Genomic DNA, 19,645 nt, shown 5'->3' with positions numbered 1-19,645 from the left:
TCCCGGCGAGCATTCAGGAAACCCGAGCACCTGTCACTCCCCGCCGGCGGGGGAGGGGCGTTACACCCAAACGGGTCGTCGCCTTCCCTGACGGTTTTTGTAATCCTTGTTTCCCGAACCCGAGAAGAGTTCGTCATCGTGGATGACGAGATCTGCCTGACGGGATTCTCCAAAGCCCTAATGAAACGATTGATCTATCTGCTCTTCGCGAGTGGTTGGCTGGTCATTCCAGCGGTTGCAGCCGCTGAGGATGGGCACGTCGGCAAGATCCGGATTGTTCTGGTGGGAGATTCCACGGTGACCGACAACGCCGGCTGGGGACTAGGCTTCAAGCAATTCCTGGCCGATGGCGCGGAGTGTCTCAACACTGCCCAAGGTGGCCGCAGCTCGAAGAGCTTCCGCGATGAAGGGCGATGGACAAAGTCGCTCGAACTCAAGGGCGACTATTACCTGATCCAGTTCGGCCACAACAACGAGCCGGGCAAGCCGGGGCGGTCGACCGACATGCCGACCTACATCAAGGACATGTCGGACTATGTGGATGAGGCGCGTGCTGCCGGTGCCAAGCCGGTGCTGGTGACGCCGCTCACCCGCCGGCAGTGGGACCGGGAGCATCCGGGAAAGATCAAATCGAGCCTGGAGCCGTACGCGGCCGAGGTGAGGAAGATCGCGGAGGAGAAGCATGTGCCGCTGGTGGACTTGCACGCACGCAGCATCGAATTTTGTGAATCGCTGGGGAAGGAGGGCTGCCTGGAGTTCAGCCCGCTCAAGCAAGCGCCCGAGGGCAAGACGGATTACGATGGCACTCACCTGAATGCGAAGGGCTATGTGCTCTTTGGAAAGCTGGTGGAGGACGAATTGAAGAAGGCGGTTCCTGATCTCGCTCCGGTATTGCGGGACGCGCCTGCGAACACTGCTCCTGTCGCCACTGAAGCGCGCTATGATGCGATCGTTTCCGCCGATGGATCGGGCACTTGCACCACGGTGCAGGAAGCGATCAACAAGGCTTCGCCCAATGCCTCGGCCGAGAAGCCGTGGGTGATCCTTGTGAAGCCGGGAACCTATCGCGAAATCGTCCAGATCCAGCGCGAGAAGCGCCACGTGAAGCTGGTGGGCGAGGATGCCGGGACGACGAAGATCACCTACGACCTTCATGCCCGGATGCCGGGAGTCGATGGGAAGGAACTCGGCACCTTCCGCACGCCAACCGCCACGATCGACGCGGACGATTTCACGGTGGAGAAGATCACCTTCGAGAACTCCGCGGGGCCGGTGGGCCAGGCGCTCGCGGTGAGCGTGAGTGGAGATCGCGTGGCCTTCCGCGACTGCATCTTTCTCGGCCACCAGGACACGGTCTTCTTGAATCGTGGTCGCCAGTATTTCCAGAACTGCACCATCGCCGGAACGGTGGACTTTATCTTTGGAGGAGCGACGGCGTTCTTCGATCACTGCACGCTTGAGTGCGTCAATGATGGCTACATCACGGCAGCCTCGACGCCTGCGGATGCGCCTTTCGGCTTCGTGTTTTCGCACTGCTCCATTCGCACCGCCAAGCCCGGCATCAAGGTGTATCTGGGACGTCCGTGGCGGCCGGATGCCAGCTCCATTTTTATGGATACGGTGATGCCGGAAGGCATCCGGCCTGAAGGCTGGCATAACTGGGGCCGCACCGAAAACGAGCAGACCGCCCGTTACTCCGAAGTCAACAGCACCGGCCCCGGTGCCGCTTCCGACAGCCGCGTGAAGTGGGCGCGTCCATTGGATCCCGCCCAAGCGGCGGAACTCACTCCCTCCCGTGTCCTTGGCGGGTGGGCTCCGTAGCGACTCACTTCATTCAAATCGTTTTGCAGAAAGCTGCATTTCGCCCCGAATCAAAAACCTACATGGTCATTACATCCCACGATCCGGCTCGCTTGGATTGACTTGTTCTTGGCCCCTCGTCCGAAACCCATGAAACCCACTTCTTCCACCTTTCCTTCCGAGAGCCGGCGGCGGCGACACCGCCACCACCCGCGAGGGTTCGCACTGGTGATCAGCTTGACGCTGATGGTGCTGCTCACGGTGCTCGCCGTCGGACTGCTGGGCCTTTCCTCGATCACGCTGCGCTCATCGGCGCAAGGCGACGCGATGGCTGTGGCCCGCGCAAACGCGCGCCTCGGAATGATGCTTGCCATGGGCCAGTTGCAAAAGCATGCCGGTCCCGACCAGCGCATCACGGCGCGGGCCGACATCCTCGACAAGAGCTCGGCGAATCCTCACCTGACCGGGGTCTGGGAATCCTGGCAGATCAAGCCCGACGCACCGCCCTCGCCCTCCGAATACAAGAGTGTGCGCAAGGACAAGTTCCTCGGCTGGCTGGCTTCGGACGAGGACGGGAAGGCGAATGCCGACCTCGATTTCGCCGGCAAGGCAGCCACTCATCCGGTGACCTTGTGGGGCAAGGGTTCACTGGGTTCCAGCGCGTCGGCCAAGGACTTCGTATCGGCGAGCAGGATCTCCTTTTCGAGCAAGGATGGCGGCTTTGCCTGGGCCGTCATGGACGAAGGCGTGAAGGCCCGCATTAACACGCCGTTCGTGGAAACAACGTCGTCGCAGGCCATGCAGACCGCGCAACTGGGCTCCGGCGTGCGGCCGAATGTTTCCTCCATCGAGCACCTCGAGAAGCTCAAGCGCTCGTTCTTTGTTCGCGGCTCGGAGGACTTCGCGACGATCGAGAAGGGCATCACTCGTCTCAATTTCGGCCTCGCTTCGGACAAACTTTCGTCCGGCACGGAGGAACCGTTGAAGGCCCTGACGCACGACGTCACCTCGAACTCGATCGGTCTCTTCACCGACGTCGCCGCGGGCGGCCTTAAGGAAGACTTCAATCTTCTCACCAATGGCAGCTCGCTGCCGAGCGGCTACAATGGCAAAGGGGTCTACACCTCGCGCCTGAATGTCACGGGTCCGTCCGATCCGCGTTGGGAGTCGCTTCATCAGCTTGCCAAGCTCTACAAGGATACCGCCCGCCTGACGAAAGTGGGAGCCATGCCGGTGGCGAAGTCGCACGTTCCTGCCGGATGGAAGGCCGCTGCCGGCTCCGATCCGAATACCGGTGTGCCCGGCATCGCCCAGCGCAATCCCCCGGCGGGCCTGGTGCTGATGCCCAGCGTGGCGAAGGTGCAGGTCGTCTTCAGCCTGCTGACCCGCGACATCTACAACTATCCCAAGGTGAGTGACACCTCGCCGAAGCCGGCGCAGTCGAAGGATGAAGAATCCAACGCCGAGCTTCACGGCCCGTGGGGGAAGAACTTCGCGGGATCATCCTACGACTACCTGCTTCACCTGCTCTACACGCCCGTCGTCACGCTGCATAATCCCTACAATGTCGCGCTGGAGTTCACCGAGGTGAAGATCGTCTTCGGCAATGTGCCCTTCGCCCTCCAGGTCTTCCGCAATGGGCAGGCGCAGACCAAGGAGCCGGCTCCACTGGACACCATGTTCTACCAGCAGTCGGAGACGGGTGGCTTGGCAAAGCGCTTCGGAATGACGCTGAAAACGAATGGCGGCACGCTCACCGCACCGGCGGTGGGCTCCAGCACCTTCCGCCTGCTGCCGGGTGAGGTGATGCTGTTCTCGCCCTACATCGACCCGAACCGCACGTGGAAGGATGAGTATTCCAACCGCACCTTCTCCGACTGGGACACCGGATCCGGCGCGGTGCGCACGCTCACGATCAATGGCCTGCCCGGCTGGCGTGGCGATGGCATCGGCTTCGACCTCGACTGGTTCTGCCCTTCCTACAAGGGCCTGCGGAACACCGACAAGGAGGTCGACGGCAGCGTCAGCATGGACCGCGGTGGTTGCATCGGCGCCAAGGCCAGTGACCGGTTCGCGGTGAAGTTTGCCCCGCTGAGCGTGGAGTCTCTCAGCAAGAACAAGTTCACGGTGGAAATGTTCGCGAAGCCGGTGGGCAGTTCGGCCCAGGTTTCGTCCGGCGTGATTGAGATGGACTACGAATCGCCGAAGGGCCTGCAGGACAGCTTGCTGGGAGCAAACAACACCCTCTCCTACCCGAAGGACGGCAATACCATCGGCACGATGGAGATGCACTCGCACTCGCTGACCAAGATCAAGGACATCAATACGGTGAAGCCATTCGCCATCATCAGCGCCCAGGCCAAGACCACCTACGGTGGCATGAATCCGGACGGCGAGGATGGCAAGCTGGGCACCAAGCCGTGGTGCTTCGCCCATGCCGTGGCTGGAGCTTCCTCGCAAAAGGTGATCAGTGAGCACCCGGCGAACCACTCGCACGAGCTCAGCCTGCAGGATCTCCAGAACGGAACCAACAACCTGCTCCAGTTCGATCCCAAGACCGGCCGCGGCAACTTCGTCACCGGCCTGACGGGCAATACCGGTCTCAAGTTCGGCGTGCTCTATGACATTCCGGTCGCGCCACTGCAGAGCCTCGCCCAGCTCAATGCGGCGAATCCCGGTGGCTCCTCCGGTTACCTGCCGCGCTTCGCCCAGCCGATTGGCAACTCATGGGCGCATCCCTTGATCAATCCTTCGGAAATGATCACGAACAATACCGCCGGGAAGCTGCTCGATCATTCGTTCCTGCTGAATCTCGCGCTCTACGATCACTTCTATTTCTCCGGACTTGCCGATCAGACTGGCACCTTCGGGACGGCGGGCCGCGTGACGCAGACGATCGCGGAAGAGTTCGTCGGCGGAACGCCGCTTGCCGACCCGCGCATGATCCCCTACGCGCCGGACGGGCGGCCACAGGCCGATCTCAAGGATGAGGCCACGGCCTCGGGTGCGTATGCGAAGATGGGAGCATGGCAAGTGATCAACGGCCCCTTCAACATCAACTCCACTTCGGTCCCGGCGTGGAAGGCGATGCTCGGCTCGATCCATGATCAGAAGGCTCTCGTCAACCTGATCAACAAGACCAACAAGACCTCCGCGCTTTCCGATCTCCCGGTCACCGACGACAGCGACAATGAAGCGCGCATCAGCCGCTTCCGCCTGCCTGCCGGACTTTCCGAAAAGGACGGCGGCGAGCCCGGCGAGTCCTACTGGCTCGGCGCCCGCGAATATACCGATGATGAGATGGAGCGTCTGGCGGAGGAAATCGTGGAGCAGGTGCGTCTTCGCGGTCCCTTCCTTTCGATGGCGGAGTTCGTGAATCGCCGTTTGGGGACGGATGAAACGGCACAAAAAGGAGCGCTCCAGCAGGCGATCGATAAATCGAAGATCAATGAGAAGCTGGCGGCCGATTCCAGCGCGGGCTACCAGATCGCTGCTGCCACCGTGAAGAACTACAACTATCGCAACACCGAAGCGGGCACTGGCGATAGCAATCAGGGTGCGCCGGGCTATCTCAGCCAGGCGGATCTGCTCACCGTGCTCGGCAATGCAGCCACGCCACGGTCGGATACCTTCACCATCCGGGCCAGCGGGGAGGCAAGGGACAAGGACAACAAGGTCCTGGCCGTCGCCTGGTGCGAGGCCGTGGTCCAGCGTTTCCCGGAATTCATCGATTCCGCCGACAAGGCCGACACGGTCACCGCATCGCTCTCGAGCAAGGCCAACAAGAGTTTCGGCCGACGCTTTGAAATGGTTTCTTTCCGCTGGCTGACACGCGAGGAAATCTGAAGACTAGCCGATCATCGAAAACCCATGCGCCTTTTCCTTTCATCCGCCCTCGTGCTGGCTGCCTCGCTCTGCCATGCCCATGCTCAGGATCTTCGCCCGATCGAGTGCCGCTTCCTGAGTTTCGGCTCCAGCGGCGAGGTCAAGGCGGCGTATGCCGTGACTGAGAAGGGCGAACAAATCGAGTGTCCGCTGTCGACCACCCAGCTCTCGAAGAAGATCGTCTGCCAGGCCAAGGACGGCAAGATCCCCTTCCTGACGGGAAGCGATCACAAGCCGATGGCCACGGCGACCATTCCTGCCGGCGTGAATTCCGCGCTCGTGGTATTCGTCCGCTTTCCGAACAAAGGTGAAGACAAGCCGGCGGACAATGTGGGCTGGCGGACCTACGTGATCGATGACTCGCCGAAGAGTTTCCCGGATGGCGGTGCCTATGTGGCAAACTTTTTCACCGGCGACATCCGCTTCGTCATCGGCGAGCACAAGGGGATGCTGAAGCCCGGCATGGCCCACGGCTACGAGATGCCGAAGGAGCGGGATGATTTCAACATGGCACCGGTGATCTTTGAATTCAGCAGCGGTGACAAGTGGCGGACGGCGAATGAGAGCTCGCTGCGTTTCCTGCCGGGCATGCGGTACTTGATCTTCGGCTACGTCGATCCGATCTCGGGACGGCCGAAGATCAATACCTATCAGGACTTCGCCCAGCCGAAGGATGCGGCGGCCGCCTCCCAGTGAAGCGGTTCACGAACCGGTCACGCATATCGCGAATTGCTGGGTCCATTTGCTACCGTCGGCATCGGTCACGGTGAAGAGGAAGCCGCCGCGCCCTGCCGTTTTGCCGGCGGTGAAGCGGACGAGCTTGCCGCCTTCGCCACCTTGGATGGCGGTGCCGCCGGTGATATTCGAGAGGGTGAATTTCGCGGTGTTGCTGAAGCCGGTGGTGTAGCGCGAGAGATCGATCTCCGGTCGCGTCACTGCGCCTTGTGCGATGAAGAGGTGGGGGACGCTCTTGAAGTGCAGGTATTCCTCCAGCGCGGTATAGCCGGCTGGTGTTCCTTCAGGAAAGAAGCTCGCGCCGCGGATTTCCTCGTTGTGGTCCTTTGACTTGGGATTCCAGTGCAGGGCCGCTTCCCACACGTCCGGCATTCCGTCCTCGTCGCCATCGGGCAATCCCTTCGCCTTGGAGAACGTTCCAAAGCCGCTATTGCCGACGCCCTTGAGATCCTTCTCGCTGGAGATGTGATTCCGCTTCAGTTCGGTCACGTCTTCGATCAAACGGATATCCACTTCATCGTGCAGGCTGCCGTTGAAGCTCGCATCGAGTCGTAAGGCTCCGCCTTGTGAAACGACTTTCTTGTAGGCCGTGAGTGGATCATCGATGGCGAGGGAACTCGAGCCGGAGACGGGCTTCTCAAGCCGGACGTAGTTACCCTTCGGGTCCTTGTCTTCGACGAATGGCGTGCCGCCAACGATGTCCCAGCCGCGGTCGATGCCGTTGAGACGGCGATCGCCGTCCATGTCGTGGAGATTGTTGGAGACGTAGACGGAGAAGTTCGGTTTGCCGTTTTGACTCAGGTGCGGCTTTTCAAGCGGCGTCTTGCGGATGTTTCCGGGTGGGCAGATGAAGTAGTTGCCGATCACGTTGGCCTTCCAATCCGCGGGAGAGTCGGAGTCGCCCATGATGAAGCCGATGTCCCAGTCGAAGAGGATGTTGTTCGTCCACTCCAGCAGGCCGCCGGGGCGGGCCTTCGGATTGCGGGTGTGATTGTGGGCCCACAGCGAGTGATGGCAGGTCGCGTGGTTCTGATCCCAGAGCCCGCCGCAGGAATGAGACTCGAGCCCCCAGGCATTGAGCGACCACTGAAGCGTCAGGTTCTCCGGCGGGCGCTTGAAGGAGGAGATGTTCTCGTCGGTGCCGAAGGCCATCGAGACATGGTCGAGGATGGCGTTTTCGCAGTTTGAATCGAGGTCGATGCAGTCGCCGCCCGAGCCTTCCTTGCCATGGCGAAAGCGAAGGTGGCGGATGACGATGTCACTGCCGGAGAGGCGCAGCGTGCCATCGCGCAAAAGGATGCCATCGCCCGGGGCGGTCTGGCCGGCGATGGTGAGCTTGCTGCCGGCGATGCGGGTCTTGATGCCGCCTGCGAGATGGATCTCGCCGCTGACGGCGAAGACGATCGTGCGGCCGGAGGATGGAATGCTGGTGACGCCTTGGTAGAAGGAACCCGGTCCGGACGATTCCAGGTTCGTCACGACATAGACGTCACCGCCACGGCCACCCCTGGCATTGGCACCGAAGCCTTCGGCTCCGGGAAAGGCAGGTGTTTCGGCGCTCGCGCAAATGACGCTTGCTGCGGAACTAACGAGAAGGGTCCGGATCATGGGAAGGACAAGGGTTTACGGTGAATCAACCCGCTCGGGCGTGAGCAGTCGCTCAGGGATCGATGAAGATACGGTAGAAGCCGGCGTTGTTTGCGGCGGCGGGATCGTTGAAGGTAAGGACGGAGCCGTTGCCGGCTTGCGGCGTGCCGACATCGCTCCAGCTCGCTGCTGTCAGGCTGGCAGAGCGCTGCAGGCGGTAGTTGTGGCCGGCGTAGCTCTGGATGGTGACGGTGAAGCCATTGGTGAGGCTCGCGCTCGCGATCTTCACCTTGCTTGAGTCCAGAACGACTCCCTCATTGACGATGGATGCGAGGACTTCGGAGGAAACATCGGCGGTGAGAAGGTCTAGCAGGCCGGTATTGGTTAGGCTGCCTGTCAGCTCGAGGTCGGTGCCGCTGGTGACGCGGAAGGTGCCATGGTTCACCACATCGCCATGGATGGTGAGCTTCACGCCGCAGCTACTCAGCATGGTGCCGTTGTTGACCAGATCTCCCACCAGCGTGCCGCACGCGTCGAGGGTGCCGCCGGCGTCGATGACGATCTGGTCCATGATCACGGTGCCGCCGGCCACACGCAAGGTCGCGCCGCTGGCGACATCCAGATCGCCGGTCGAGCTACTGAGGAGGCCCGATACGCTCAGCGTTCCTGCGTTAACCGCTGTGTCGCCGCCATAGGAAGAGGAACCGCTGAGGGTGAGCGTGCCGGTGCCGACCTTGGTCAGCGCGGTGGTGTGTGGGGTGGCGTTGGTGCCGTTGAGGATGCCGCCGGCGAAGGAGGTGTCGGTATTGAGGGTTCCGATGACGTAGGTGTCTACCGCAGGGCCGGCTTGGTCACTGCCGCGGAGTTGCGAGCCAGCGGATCCGCTCAGGGCACCGAGGGGAATGGTGACATCGGTGAGGGCGCGGTTGTTGATGACTTGGGTGCCGGCGTTGAAGGCGACATTCGCATTGCCCCATCCTCCGCCACTGGTGGTGGCTGGATTGAAGCGCAAGGTGCCGCCGCTGCCGGTGAGGGCGATGCTGCCGGCGAAGGCGTCGATATTTCCCTGAAGGGTCATCAGGCCACCTGCGGGAAGATGAAAGGCCAGTGAGCCGGTGCCGGAGAGGATGCCTGTCAGCGTGTTATTGCCGCTGGTGGTCGCGAGGATCGAGTTGCCGGTGTTGCGGAGTTCGTTGGCGAGCGTGAGCGCGGAGCCGCCGAGTTGCAGCGTCGATCCATTGAGTGCAACGAAGCCGCTGCCAAGTGCGGTGGCGGTGCCGGCGGAAACCGTGCCACCATTGATGGTAGTGCCGCGGGTGTAGGTGTTGGCCGTACTAAGCGCGAGCGTGCCGGTGCCACTCTTGATCAATGCCGCCGAACCGGCGATGCCACCGGATCCGCTGAGAGTGTAAGCGGTGGTACTGTTAGAAAAGGTGACGTCCTTTGGCTGGAGATTGCCGGTGAGGGTGACTGCGCCGACCGCGGACGAGTCGTTGAACGTAACGGCGTCGAGATTGTAGAACGTTCCGGGAGTGCCGGTCCAGTTGGCGGAGCTGTTGAGATCCCACGTGCTGTTTGTCGTGCCGGTCCAGACGAGGCTCTCGGGATTGCCGGTAACGGTGAGCTGTACGAAGGCGGGATTGCCGGCGGCAGCGGAGCTGGTCAGGGCGAAGCTTTGGCGCGTGGTGGCCGGGAGATTGTGATTGAGGACGGGGGAGTTCAGGATGGTGTTGCTGCCGCCATCGATCAGCGTGTAGGTGCCTGCACCGAGTCCTCCATTGGTGAGGTTGAATTGGAAGTTTTGCGTGCCGGTAATGGTGAGCGTGTTTTGGGTGGAGATACGGTCGTTGATGGTGTCGTTCACGCCCGCGGTGTTCGACAGGTCGTATTGGAGAGTCGCGCCATTGAGAGTGAGCGCTGCCAGTTGCAGGCGGCCATCTTGGCCTGTCGCGCCCGGTATAAGGGTGGAGCCGCTGGCGGCTGTCACCGAACCACCTACGGAGTCGCCGATGCGTCCGCTGCCAGCGAACTTTGCGCCGTTGGCCACCGTGGTAGCGGTTCGGCCGAAGGTGCCATTGAGTGTGAAGGTGCCGGCGTTGATATTGGTCGCGCCGGTGTGGCTGCCGCCGCCATTCCACGTGAGCGTGCCGGAACCGGTCTTGGTCAGGATCGTATTGGCACCGCTGGCGGTATCGGTGGAGCTGGTGCTGTTGGTGATGGTTCCGTCGAAGGCAGTGTTCTTGTTGAGTGCGCCGATCGAGTAGGTGAGGACGCCGGCATAGTGAGCTCCGCCGAGCTTCGCCGTCGAGGTGCCCGAAAGCGCGCCGATGGTGAAGGTATTGCCGCCGGAATTGTCGCGGCCGCCGAGGTTGACGTTGTCTAGGTTGACGGTGGCGGCGTTGAGGTTGTTGAAGGCACCGTTAGTCGCGTCGCCGTTGAAGTTCGCGCTGATCAGGGCCTGCGCGCCGGTGGCGGAAAGATTGAGCGTACCGGTGAAGCCCGACCACGAACCGTTCAGCCGGGAGTTCTGGGTGGCAGTGGCGGTGACATTCAGGTTCAGGTTTCCCGATCCGCTGACGCCGCCGAGTTTCATCTGTGGCGACATGTTGATGGCGACATTGCTGCCGCCCGGGATGGTCATGAGGTTCGGCAGCGTGTGACTGCCGGTGTATTGCGAGGTGAGCGTGCCACTGAGGAACTCAAGCGGCCCATTGCCCATGCTCGAATTGTTTCCGATCACGACCGCTCCGCCATCAATGAGGATGTCCAGCGGGAAGGTATTGGCTCCGGTGTTCGCGAGGGTGAGCGTTCCACTGCCGGATTTTGTTAGAGAGGCGGCTCCGCCGATCGCGCCGGTGCCTGTGAACGTGTAGTTCTTCGTGGAATCCACCGTTACGGCGGACGGTTGGACAGTTCCGGAGACGGTGATGGCCGGTGAATTCGAGCCGCTGTCGTCAAAGGTCGCGGTGTCGGTGTCGCCGAAGCCCGAGGGCGTTTCGCCATTCATCCAGACCTGATTGGAAGCCGTGCTGTTCCATGTATGCGTGGTGCCGTTGCCTTTCCAAACGAGCGGATCGGAAACCGGATCGACCGGCAGCGGATCACCGGACACAAGGATGGCGAAGGTCTGAGTCCACGTGCTGCCCTGCGTGTCGGTGACGGTGAAGTCAAACATCGCACGGCCGGTGTAATTGGCCGGTGGGACATAGTGAGCCTGCGAATTGCCGGTGCCGGACAGCGTGACCGCGCCGCCGGTGACATTCGAGACTGTGAAGGTCGGGCCGCTGGTGAAGCCGGAAGTGTAGCGCCCCAGGTCGATGTCGAGAGCATTGTCCTTCAGCACCGCGCGATGCGGGATCGCCTTGAAGTGGAGGTATTCTTCAAGTTGGGTATAACCGGCGGGAGTAGCAGGCGGGAAGTAGGTGGTGCCACTGACAACGCCACCTGAGGTTGGCATCAGCGTGTTGTTATTCGCGACGGTGTGGCTGTAGCCGACGGCCTTTTCCCAGTAGTCCGGCATGCCGTCCTGATCGGTATCGGTGGGGGCAGGGCTGGAAATCAGCGTGCCGAAGCCGCCATTGGTGGCACCTGAGCCGCCGAGGGATCCATAGGTGATGCGATGGCGGCGCTGGGTGACGAGGTTGTTGGTGAGGATTCCATTGAGCTCGTCGCGCAGCGGACGATTCGGATTCGCGTCCATGCGCAGCGGTCCGCAGGCGGAGACGATCTTCTTGTAGGCGAGCAGGGCATTCGCATCCTCGGTCACGGGAACTCCGGCGGAGCGAGCGACGGCGCTCGCTAGCAGGTTCACGTTTGCCAGGCTGCTGCCGAGAATGTCGCTGCCACGGAGGGTGCCATCGAGGATGCGGTCCTTGTCGCTGTCGTAGTAGTTTCCATTCACATACACCGAGAAATTGGGATTCCCGTTGCTGTCCTTGCTGGCACTGGAGAACGGGCTGCCGGACGATGAGCTGGCGATGAAATAGCTGCCGACGACATTAGTCTTCCAATCGGCCGGTGTCTGCGAGTCACCGAGGATGAAGCCGATGTCGTAGTCGAAGGTGACATTGTTCACCCAGTCTAACAGGCCATTGGGGCGCGCCTTTGGATTGCGGGTGTGATTATGCGCCCACAGCGAATGGTGGACCGTGGCGCGGTTGACGTCCCACAAACCGCCGGCCGAGTGCGACTCGAGACCCCAGGCATTGTTCGACCACTGGAAGGTCTGCAGGTCCGGCGGGTCATTGAAACTGGAGTGATTCTCATCGTGCGCGAAGATCACGTCGCAATGGTCGAAGAGGGTATTGGTAGCCGTGCTGTCCACGTCCACGGCGTCTCCGGCAAGGCCATCGCGGAGGCGGAGGAAGCGGAACACGTTGTTGTTTCCGGAGACACGCACCGTGTTGTTCTTCAATCCGAAGCCGTCCCCGGGCGCGGTTTGCCCCGCTACGGTGATCTTGTTCGAAGTGATGCGAAGGGTGCTGGTGATGGTGGCATAGCCACTGACATCGAAAACGATGGTGCGCCCCGCCGCTGGAACCCCGGTGGTCAGTCCATAGTTCAAGGAGCCCGCGCCGGATCCATTGGTATTGGTGACGTGATAAACATCCCCCCCTCGGCCACCTGTGGCATAGGCGGCGAAGCCCTCCGCGCCGGGGAATGCGGGGATCTGGGCGACCGCGGTGAGCGCGCCGCAGGCTTGGACCAAAAAGAACAGGGGTTTCGTCATGGGGCCGAGTCCGGCGACAAGGCTGCCGGAAGGGATGGGTTTAAGAATCGATTCGGGAGATCAAGAATGGTCGGGCCCGCTTGATCCTCTCAATTCGGATTCCTGCAAAATCCCTTGAATGCAATGCAGGCGGCGGCAGGCCTATCCCAATTTGCGAGATTGGGTTTCAATCGAATGCCAGAGGCATTGCGCAATATTCAAAGGAAGGTGCGACGCGGGTCTCAGCGGATCTTGACCGCATTGTCCGCCACGCCTTTGGCGAGCGAGATCCGCGTTTTTGCGGCTGCACTTCCGCTGACATCGATGCCGCCGGACTTTTCTCCTGCCAGCTTCAGGAACAGCTTCGGAGTCGATGAAGAGGTCACGTTGCGGATTTCCACGCCGCTTGCGCCGTCGAAGTCGAACAGCACGCCGTCCTTCGGATCGATCGTGATATCCTCGAATCGCAGCCCCTTGACGTGACTCGCGATCACGCCCTGCTTGGCGGCGAGCTTCGTGTTTTCGAAGCGGATGTTCTCGATCGGTGAATCCGCCTCACCGGTAATGCGTATGGCGACCGGGGCTCCATCGCCTTCGATGCGCTCGAAGCACATGTCGCGGAATACGGGCAGCTTGTCATTGGCGGCAGCGTTTTTGTCGGCGCTGTAGTCCATGTTCAGGATCGCGAACTCGTATTCCATGTTCTTCGCCTTGATGTCGCGGGCGTAGACCTTCTCCACCACGCCGCCGCGGCCGCGCTTGGACTTGATGCGGATCGCGCGGTCGGTGCCATCGAACTGGCAATCATGCATGAAGACATTGCGCACGTCACCGGACATCTCGCTGCCAATCACCAGGCCGCCGTGGCCGTGCTTGCTGGAGCAGTGGCGCATGATGACGTTCTCGGTCGGCCGGCCGACGCGCCAGCCGTCTTCATTGTAACCTGACTTCAGAACAACGCAGTCGTCGCCGGTGTTGAAGGTGCAGTGCTCGATCAAGACATCGCGGCAGGAGTCGGGATCAATGCCGTCGTTGTTCGGTCCGTCGGTGTCGACGTTCACGCGGCGGATGGTGACGTTCTCACAATAGAGCGGGTGGATGGTCCAGTTCGGCCCGCTGCCGATGGTGAAGTCTTCCAGCAGGACGTTCTTGCAGCCGGAAAGGCAGAGGAAGTTCGGGCGGATGCCTGCTTCGGGGGTGCCGAAGATGCGTTTTTCCACAGGCTCGGTGAGGATGCCCGCCTTGAAGTGCGCGCCGCTTTCCTTCCACTTCCACCACTTCGCGGCGTTGCCATTGAGTTTGCCTTTGCCGGTGATCGCGACGTTGGTGCAGTCCTTGGCGAAGATGAGCGGCGAGTAGTTCAGGATTTCCACGCCGCCTACGCGCACCGGGACGACAGGCAGGTAGTCTTCAAAGCGATCGCTGAAGTTGAGCTCCGCGCCATCGGCCAGATGAAGTTCTACATTGCTGCGCAGGTGAATGGGGCCGGTGAGGAATTTTCCCTGGGGCACGGTCACCCGGCCGCCGCCGGCTTCAGAGCAGGCCTTGATAGCGGCGTCGAAAGCGGCCTTGCAGTTGTCCTTGCCACCTTCTTTCGCGCCGTGGTCGGTGATGGAGAAGTCCTTCTTGGGGAACACCGGCGGCACGATGCGAGCAAGGATCTGCGGCACGGTCTCCCAAGCTTTGTCCGCTTCCGGATCGGCGGCCGATTCGCCGATGACGGCCAGCGAGGCAGCGGCCAGCAAGGCGAGTCTGCCGTATGAGGTGAGGGCGGGCGAGAGCGTCATCGATTCAGCGAAGCTTGGATTGCCAGTGATCCTGATGAGTTAACGGAAGGAAAGTAAGCCCGCCTTTCTGCAATCGCGCTTGAATTTCGGGAAGGGTTTCGGGGACTGTGAAATGGACGCGCCGACGGAACGTCGACACCCCTTAGAGCTTCGCCGGGTCGAGCACCACGTGTTTGATCCTTTGGCGATTATGGGTGTAGGTGATGTGAACCTTCCCATCTGCGGTTTGAATGACCGCCGGATAAGCGTAGCCTGCGGGACAAGGCTCGGTTTCCAGCGTAATGACCCGCTTCCATTCGAGCCCGTCATCGGAGATCGCGACATCGAGTGGCCAACGGTCGCCCTTCGCTTCCTCGGGTCGGTGGGCGGAGTGATTGTAGGCGATGAGTTGCCGGCCATCCGAGAGGGTGAGCGCGTCGGTGCCGGAGTTGGGATTCGGAAGGGTGGTGGCAGTGAGCGCACTCCACGTCCGGCCGCCGTCCTTCGACCATGTCTGGACCACCACGCCTTGCTTGCTTCGGCAGAGCGCCTGCAATTGGCCGTCCTTGTGGAAGAGAATGCTGGGCTGGATGGCGTCGAATGCCGGACCCTTTTTCACCGGAGCGGTCTTTTCCCAGGTCTTTCCTCCGTCGGAGGAGCGCTCGAAGTGCACCAGCCAACCGTCCTTGCTGCTCTCGGTGCTGGTGGGTGAAAGCCACGACCCGTCGGGAAGAACCACCGGCTTGTTCTTGATGGGGCCGAGGATGCCATCGGGCAGGCGGTGCGGCGTGTCCCACGTTTTTCCGCTGTCGCCGGAGGTAGTCACCATGCCCCACCATGTCGAAGGATCGGGGCCGACCTTGTAGAAGAGTTGGAGTGGCGCATCCTTCGGCGCGAAGAGAACGGGATTCCAGGTGGGCAGACGAGGAGATCCGTCTGCTTGAACGCCATCGGCAACCTTCACCGCAGGCAGCCAATGCGTGCCGTCATGCTGCGCGATGTAGATGCTGACGTCCGGATTGCGCTCCTTGGTGCCACCGAACCAAGCCGCGACCAGCTTGCCTGATGCCACTTCGACGATGGTGGAGGCGTGACATTCTGGATAAGGTGGATCGGGATTGATCCACTCGGAGCTGATCACGGCGGGATGGGGTGCTGCGCTGGCACCAAGCGTTGCCGCGAGAAGGAGAGATGAGATGACCTTCATCAGACTCATCTTGAAACAGAAGGGCGTGGTAGCAAGGAGAAGCGCGGCGGTTACTCCGCTTCAGACACCTTGAGCCGTGCAAAGCGACAGTTGGAATCAATCGGAACGCGGACGGTGACGACTTCGGTCTCCGGATCTAGCAGGGCCGTCTGGATCGTCGCACCGCCCACGCCGTTCACGACTTCATTCCAGAAATCCAAGCCGGTCGACGTCTCAACGGCATCCACAAAGATCCCGTTTGCGGCCAGCTTCCTCCGGTAGGAAAAGACCAGCGTTCCCCCAGCATCAAGAGACGCAGAGGGGCTCGCTCCTTGGAGGAAGCCACGGGTAGGATCGCCGCCCAATAGGAACTCGATCGCATTGGCGAGGCCGTCGCCATCGTAGTCACTCGCAGGAGCACCGGTGGTTTGAGGATTGAGGCCGTAAGTCTCGCAGAACGTCTCATAGGCGGTCTTTTGTCCCACCGGTGGAGTGACTTGGACTCCCACCTCTCCCGTCATGCTGTCGCCTCCCGAGTCGGTGACGGTGTAGGTGAAGCGTGCGATGCCTGAGAACCCTGCCGCAGCGGTGAAGCGCGCGGTCTTTCCATCGGGGAGAAGCTGAAGAGTCCCGGCACCGGAGGAGGCGGTGGGAAGTTGCACGGAGCGGACCGGCGAAGTGGTGTAGCCCTTTGTCAGCGTCGACAGATCCAACATCACGGCTTCACCTGGAGCAACCACCAGCCGGGGCAGTGCCATCCAGGCAAGGTAGTCGCAGAGGCGGGTGTAGCCATCGTTCTCCGGATCGGCATTGGCATCGGAGAAGTCACCGGTGGGCGAAGACGGATTGGTGCCGTAGAGGGCTTCCCACCAGTTCGGCAAACCGTCGCCATCGCTATCGAAGCCGGAAGGGCGCGTTTCGGCGGGATAGTTTTCCCAGCCTCCGACATCGTCCTGCGAGTTCGGCAATCCGGGAAATCCGCCATAGGGACCCGTGCCGGTGTAATGATACGTCCCGGACAAGGTCTCTTGGATGACGCGGATGTCGTGATCGTCGAGCGGGCGGTTGGCTCCGACATCGGAGAGGACGCGCTTGTAGGCGCCGGCCGCGGTCTGGGTGGTGATGTAGTTTTCGAAGAAGGGTGCGGAGACGAAGGTCTCGTAGGTCGGGGTGGGAGCTCCATTGGAGACCACGCTGCGACGGCCTGCGGTTTGGTTGCTCTCGTTGAAATAGCCCTGCATGACGTTTCCGGCGAAGTAGCATCGTTGCGAGCCGCCGAAGTCATTCTCGTGGTTCATGGTCACTGCGTAGGGAACCAGGGTCGTGGCCGCGCCGGGCTTGTAGTAGTTGTTGACGAAGTTGACCTCCATCGCGCCGCCGTCGGTGGTGCGGCTCTTCCAGTTGTAGACGACGTTGTTGCGGATATCGAGACGGCCGGAGAAGAAGCCGAGCGCGTCAATGCCGCCGCCCATCGACCAATTCCGTCCGGAGCAGTGGGCGAGCAGATTGTGGTGCAGGCTCGCGATATCGCCACCGACGGTGGCGGCGTAGCCATGGTCGGTGCCCGCGGGATAGTTCTGGTGACCGGCGATGGCGAGAGCCTCCGAAATCAGGGTTTTCTGAAGGGTGATGTTCTTTCCGCTGCGCGAGCTGAAGCCCTCGTCCATCGACCAACTGATCGAACAGTGGTCCATGATCGAGTGGTCGCAACCGGCAAGGCCTCCGCCGTCGATGGTTTGGCCGCTGATATTACCGGGGCGGTTGCGGATGAAGCGGACGACGGAATCATTGGATCCGCTCAGGCCGAGCGGCCACTGGCGGAGACAGATGCCTTTTCCCGGAGCGGTTTGTCCGGCGATCGTGACGTAGGGAGAACTCAACGTGAGACGGCGATTCATGGTCATCAGGCCGGCGGTGTCGAAGACGACGACACGCGGGCCAGTCTCCACTTCCACGGCGTAGCGGAGCGTTCCCGGGATGGGAGTCGCGTTGCTCTCATAGTCCGCGAGCGAGGTGACATGGACGACCTTTCCACCGCGTCCACCGCGGGCAAAGCGCCCGTAGCCTTCGGCACCGGGGAAGGCGAGCAGGCGCGGGCGGAAATGCCATACGGTGCCCTTGGCAATATTGCCGAGCGAGTCGATTTCATCGACACGCCAATAATAGGTGCCGAGTTTGTTAGGGAGCGATACCGGACGGCTAGTTCCTGCTTGATTGCCGAGGAATTCGGGAGAGGTGCGGGTGGCGGATTTCACCGCTACCTCGGTGGTCCCGAAGTAAACATCGTGCGAGGCGACGCCACCGGCGAGGGCGGGCTGCCATGACAGCGAAATTGAGCCGGAGTCGGCGTCCACGTGTTCGTTGGCGTGAGCAGGCGAAGGGGTATTGGCGATCTTCTGTGAATTCGAGGTGTCGATCTCGAAGCCATTGATCATTGCATTGCGGATCGTAACGGCCGGAGCGGTGTTGGTTTCGGCTGCGAAAAGGATTTCGGTCACGGTGGAAGGTCCTGCGACGCTGAAGTCCAGGTAGGCCGTGGTCGCGGCTATGGTCGATGCCGCGCGGATTGTCGGCTGGAGATTGTCGATGACCTGCGTTCCGTTGACCCAAATGTCGATTGGCCCGACCGTTCCGGCGGCCACGTTGTCCCAAGCATTGTGATACGTGAGCAAGGTGTGCGTCCCGGCGCTGAGGCCGGTGACCGTCATGCGGAGTTGGCCGCCACCGCCGAGGTTCGCAGGTGCGACGGTGAGACCGTCGCTCACCAGCTTGGCGGATCCTTCGGCACCCGCCTTGAACCAATTGGTCAGGAGGCCGGTGCCGCCCGCTGCAGCGGATGCAGCGGTTTGAGCGAAGGTGATGGTCACATTTTCTCCCGTGGCCGTGGTGAAGCTGCGGCTGACCGGATTGGTGCCGGTCGCGGCTCCGTTGGTATTGTCAGGACTCCACTTGGTGTAGCCGTTCTCGGTGACGGTGGCGGTGTTGTTAGAGTCGCGATTGATGTCGACGCGCAGTTCGCCGGCATGGAGTGCGGCAATGAATGTGCACGATGAGGAAAGAATGACGGCGTGAATGGAGCGGGACATGGAAAGCGTGATGTTCACTTCGGTGCTGCTGCCAGTGTCGTCTTTAACCACGCCGCGGTCTTTTCGGCATAGTCGGGTGAAAATTTTGGCCACTCGGCAATCCGATGCGGGGCGTCCTTCATCTCCAGAAGTGCGCAAGATCCCTGTGCCTGCTTGAGCCTTTGAATGAACGCCAAGGTTTCCACATGGCGCACGGATTGATCGGCGGTGCCCTCGACTATGAAGAAGGGTGGCAGACCCGGCTTGATCTCTTCCGCAGGGGAGATCGAGGCAATCTTAGCCAGCGCGGCATCGTCCAGCTTGTCCGATAAACCTAGTAGATTCCGCATCGCGACTCCGACCTCGCCGCGTCGCTGCATGTCCGCGACGAGCTCGACTGCGGGTGCGAAGCCGACCACGGCTTGAACACGGGTTGATTCATCGGCGCGGATGGCGGCCAGTGTGGCGAGTTGGCCGCCGGCGGAATAGCCGATCAGAGCGATGCGTTTGGGATCGACGTTGTAGGCGGTGGCATTTGTCCTGACCCAGCGGATGGCGGTCTGGACGTCATCAAAGCATGCGGGCCATGGATGCTTTGGCGCGAGGCGGTAGTTGATGGAGAACCACGCGATGCCCTCCTTCGTGAGCGATTTGGAAAGCGGGACGAAGTCTGCTGCCTTGTCGCCGCTGCCCCAGCCGCCGCCGTGGATGAGGATGGCGGCTGGGAAGGGGCCGCTGCCTTCGGGAATGGATGCGTCGAGGCAAAGGCTTTCTCCGCCGGCTTGGGAGTATTCGATGTCGGGGCGCCAGTTTGGTTCGGCGGAGGCGGGAAAGCCGAAGAACAAGACCCCGGCAATCAGAGTGAGAGCCAATCGACTTGTCGTGTCGACGGAACGTCGACACCCCTTATGGG

General features: G+C 61.5%; 9 protein-coding genes. 3 read left to right on the top strand and 6 right to left on the bottom strand.

Annotation, left to right across the window (positions count from 1 at the left end):
• Nucleotides 1-180 precede the first annotated feature (180 nt).
• The 3 genes from WKV53_RS05005 to WKV53_RS04995 all read left to right on the top strand — a co-directional run bounded on the left by WKV53_RS05005 (nucleotide 181) and on the right by WKV53_RS04995 (nucleotide 6,381).
• The gene (locus WKV53_RS05005; RefSeq protein WP_341403254.1) at nucleotides 181-1,821 is read left to right on the top strand and encodes a pectinesterase family protein; all 1,641 of its coding nucleotides are present in this window, start codon (nucleotides 181-183) and stop codon (nucleotides 1,819-1,821) included.
• A gap of 129 nt (nucleotides 1,822-1,950) precedes the next feature.
• Entirely contained in the window at nucleotides 1,951-5,646 is a 3,696-nt protein-coding gene (locus WKV53_RS05000) for a hypothetical protein (RefSeq protein ID WP_341403253.1), read from the top strand.
• Nucleotides 5,647-5,670: 24 nt separating this feature from the next.
• Nucleotides 5,671-6,381: a hypothetical protein gene (locus tag WKV53_RS04995; protein ID WP_341403252.1), complete on the top strand. Its 711-nt coding sequence runs from the start codon at nucleotides 5,671-5,673 to the stop codon at nucleotides 6,379-6,381.
• A 6-nt stretch (nucleotides 6,382-6,387) separates the two neighbouring features.
• On the opposite strand, the gene WKV53_RS04990 is transcribed toward WKV53_RS04995, so the two are convergent.
• The 6 genes from WKV53_RS04990 to WKV53_RS04965 form a co-directional block, all read right to left on the bottom strand.
• On the bottom strand, nucleotides 6,388-8,028 hold the full coding sequence (locus tag WKV53_RS04990) for a hypothetical protein (RefSeq protein ID WP_341403251.1): 1,641 nt from the start codon (nucleotides 8,026-8,028) through the stop codon (nucleotides 6,388-6,390).
• Nucleotides 8,029-8,080: 52 nt separating this feature from the next.
• Nucleotides 8,081-12,736 carry an autotransporter-associated beta strand repeat-containing protein gene (locus WKV53_RS04985; RefSeq protein WP_341403250.1) on the bottom strand — a complete coding sequence of 1,552 codons (4,656 nt, stop codon included), beginning with the start codon at nucleotides 12,734-12,736 and terminating at the stop codon, nucleotides 8,081-8,083.
• A 221-nt stretch (nucleotides 12,737-12,957) separates the two neighbouring features.
• Nucleotides 12,958-14,502, bottom strand: a complete 1,545-nt coding sequence (locus tag WKV53_RS04980) for a glycoside hydrolase family 28 protein (protein ID WP_341403249.1) — start codon at nucleotides 14,500-14,502, stop codon at nucleotides 12,958-12,960.
• A 142-nt stretch (nucleotides 14,503-14,644) separates the two neighbouring features.
• Nucleotides 14,645-15,688, bottom strand: a complete 1,044-nt coding sequence (locus tag WKV53_RS04975) for a sialidase family protein (protein WP_341403248.1) — start codon at nucleotides 15,686-15,688, stop codon at nucleotides 14,645-14,647.
• A 50-nt stretch (nucleotides 15,689-15,738) separates the two neighbouring features.
• Complete coding sequence (locus WKV53_RS04970) at nucleotides 15,739-18,804, bottom strand: Ig-like domain-containing protein (RefSeq protein ID WP_341403247.1); 3,066 nt, start codon at nucleotides 18,802-18,804, stop codon at nucleotides 15,739-15,741.
• Nucleotides 18,768-19,604, bottom strand: a complete 837-nt coding sequence (locus WKV53_RS04965; RefSeq protein ID WP_341403246.1) for an alpha/beta fold hydrolase — start codon at nucleotides 19,602-19,604, stop codon at nucleotides 18,768-18,770. The genes WKV53_RS04970 and WKV53_RS04965 overlap by 37 nt, the downstream gene beginning before the upstream one ends.
• Between the last annotated feature and the right edge of the window lie 41 nt (nucleotides 19,605-19,645).

The sequence above is a fragment of the Luteolibacter sp. Y139 genome, assembly GCF_038066715.1.
In the GTDB taxonomy this organism is placed as follows: Bacteria; Verrucomicrobiota; Verrucomicrobiia; order Verrucomicrobiales; family Akkermansiaceae; genus Haloferula; species Haloferula soli.
This window is presented reverse-complemented; position numbering and strand designations above follow the sequence as displayed.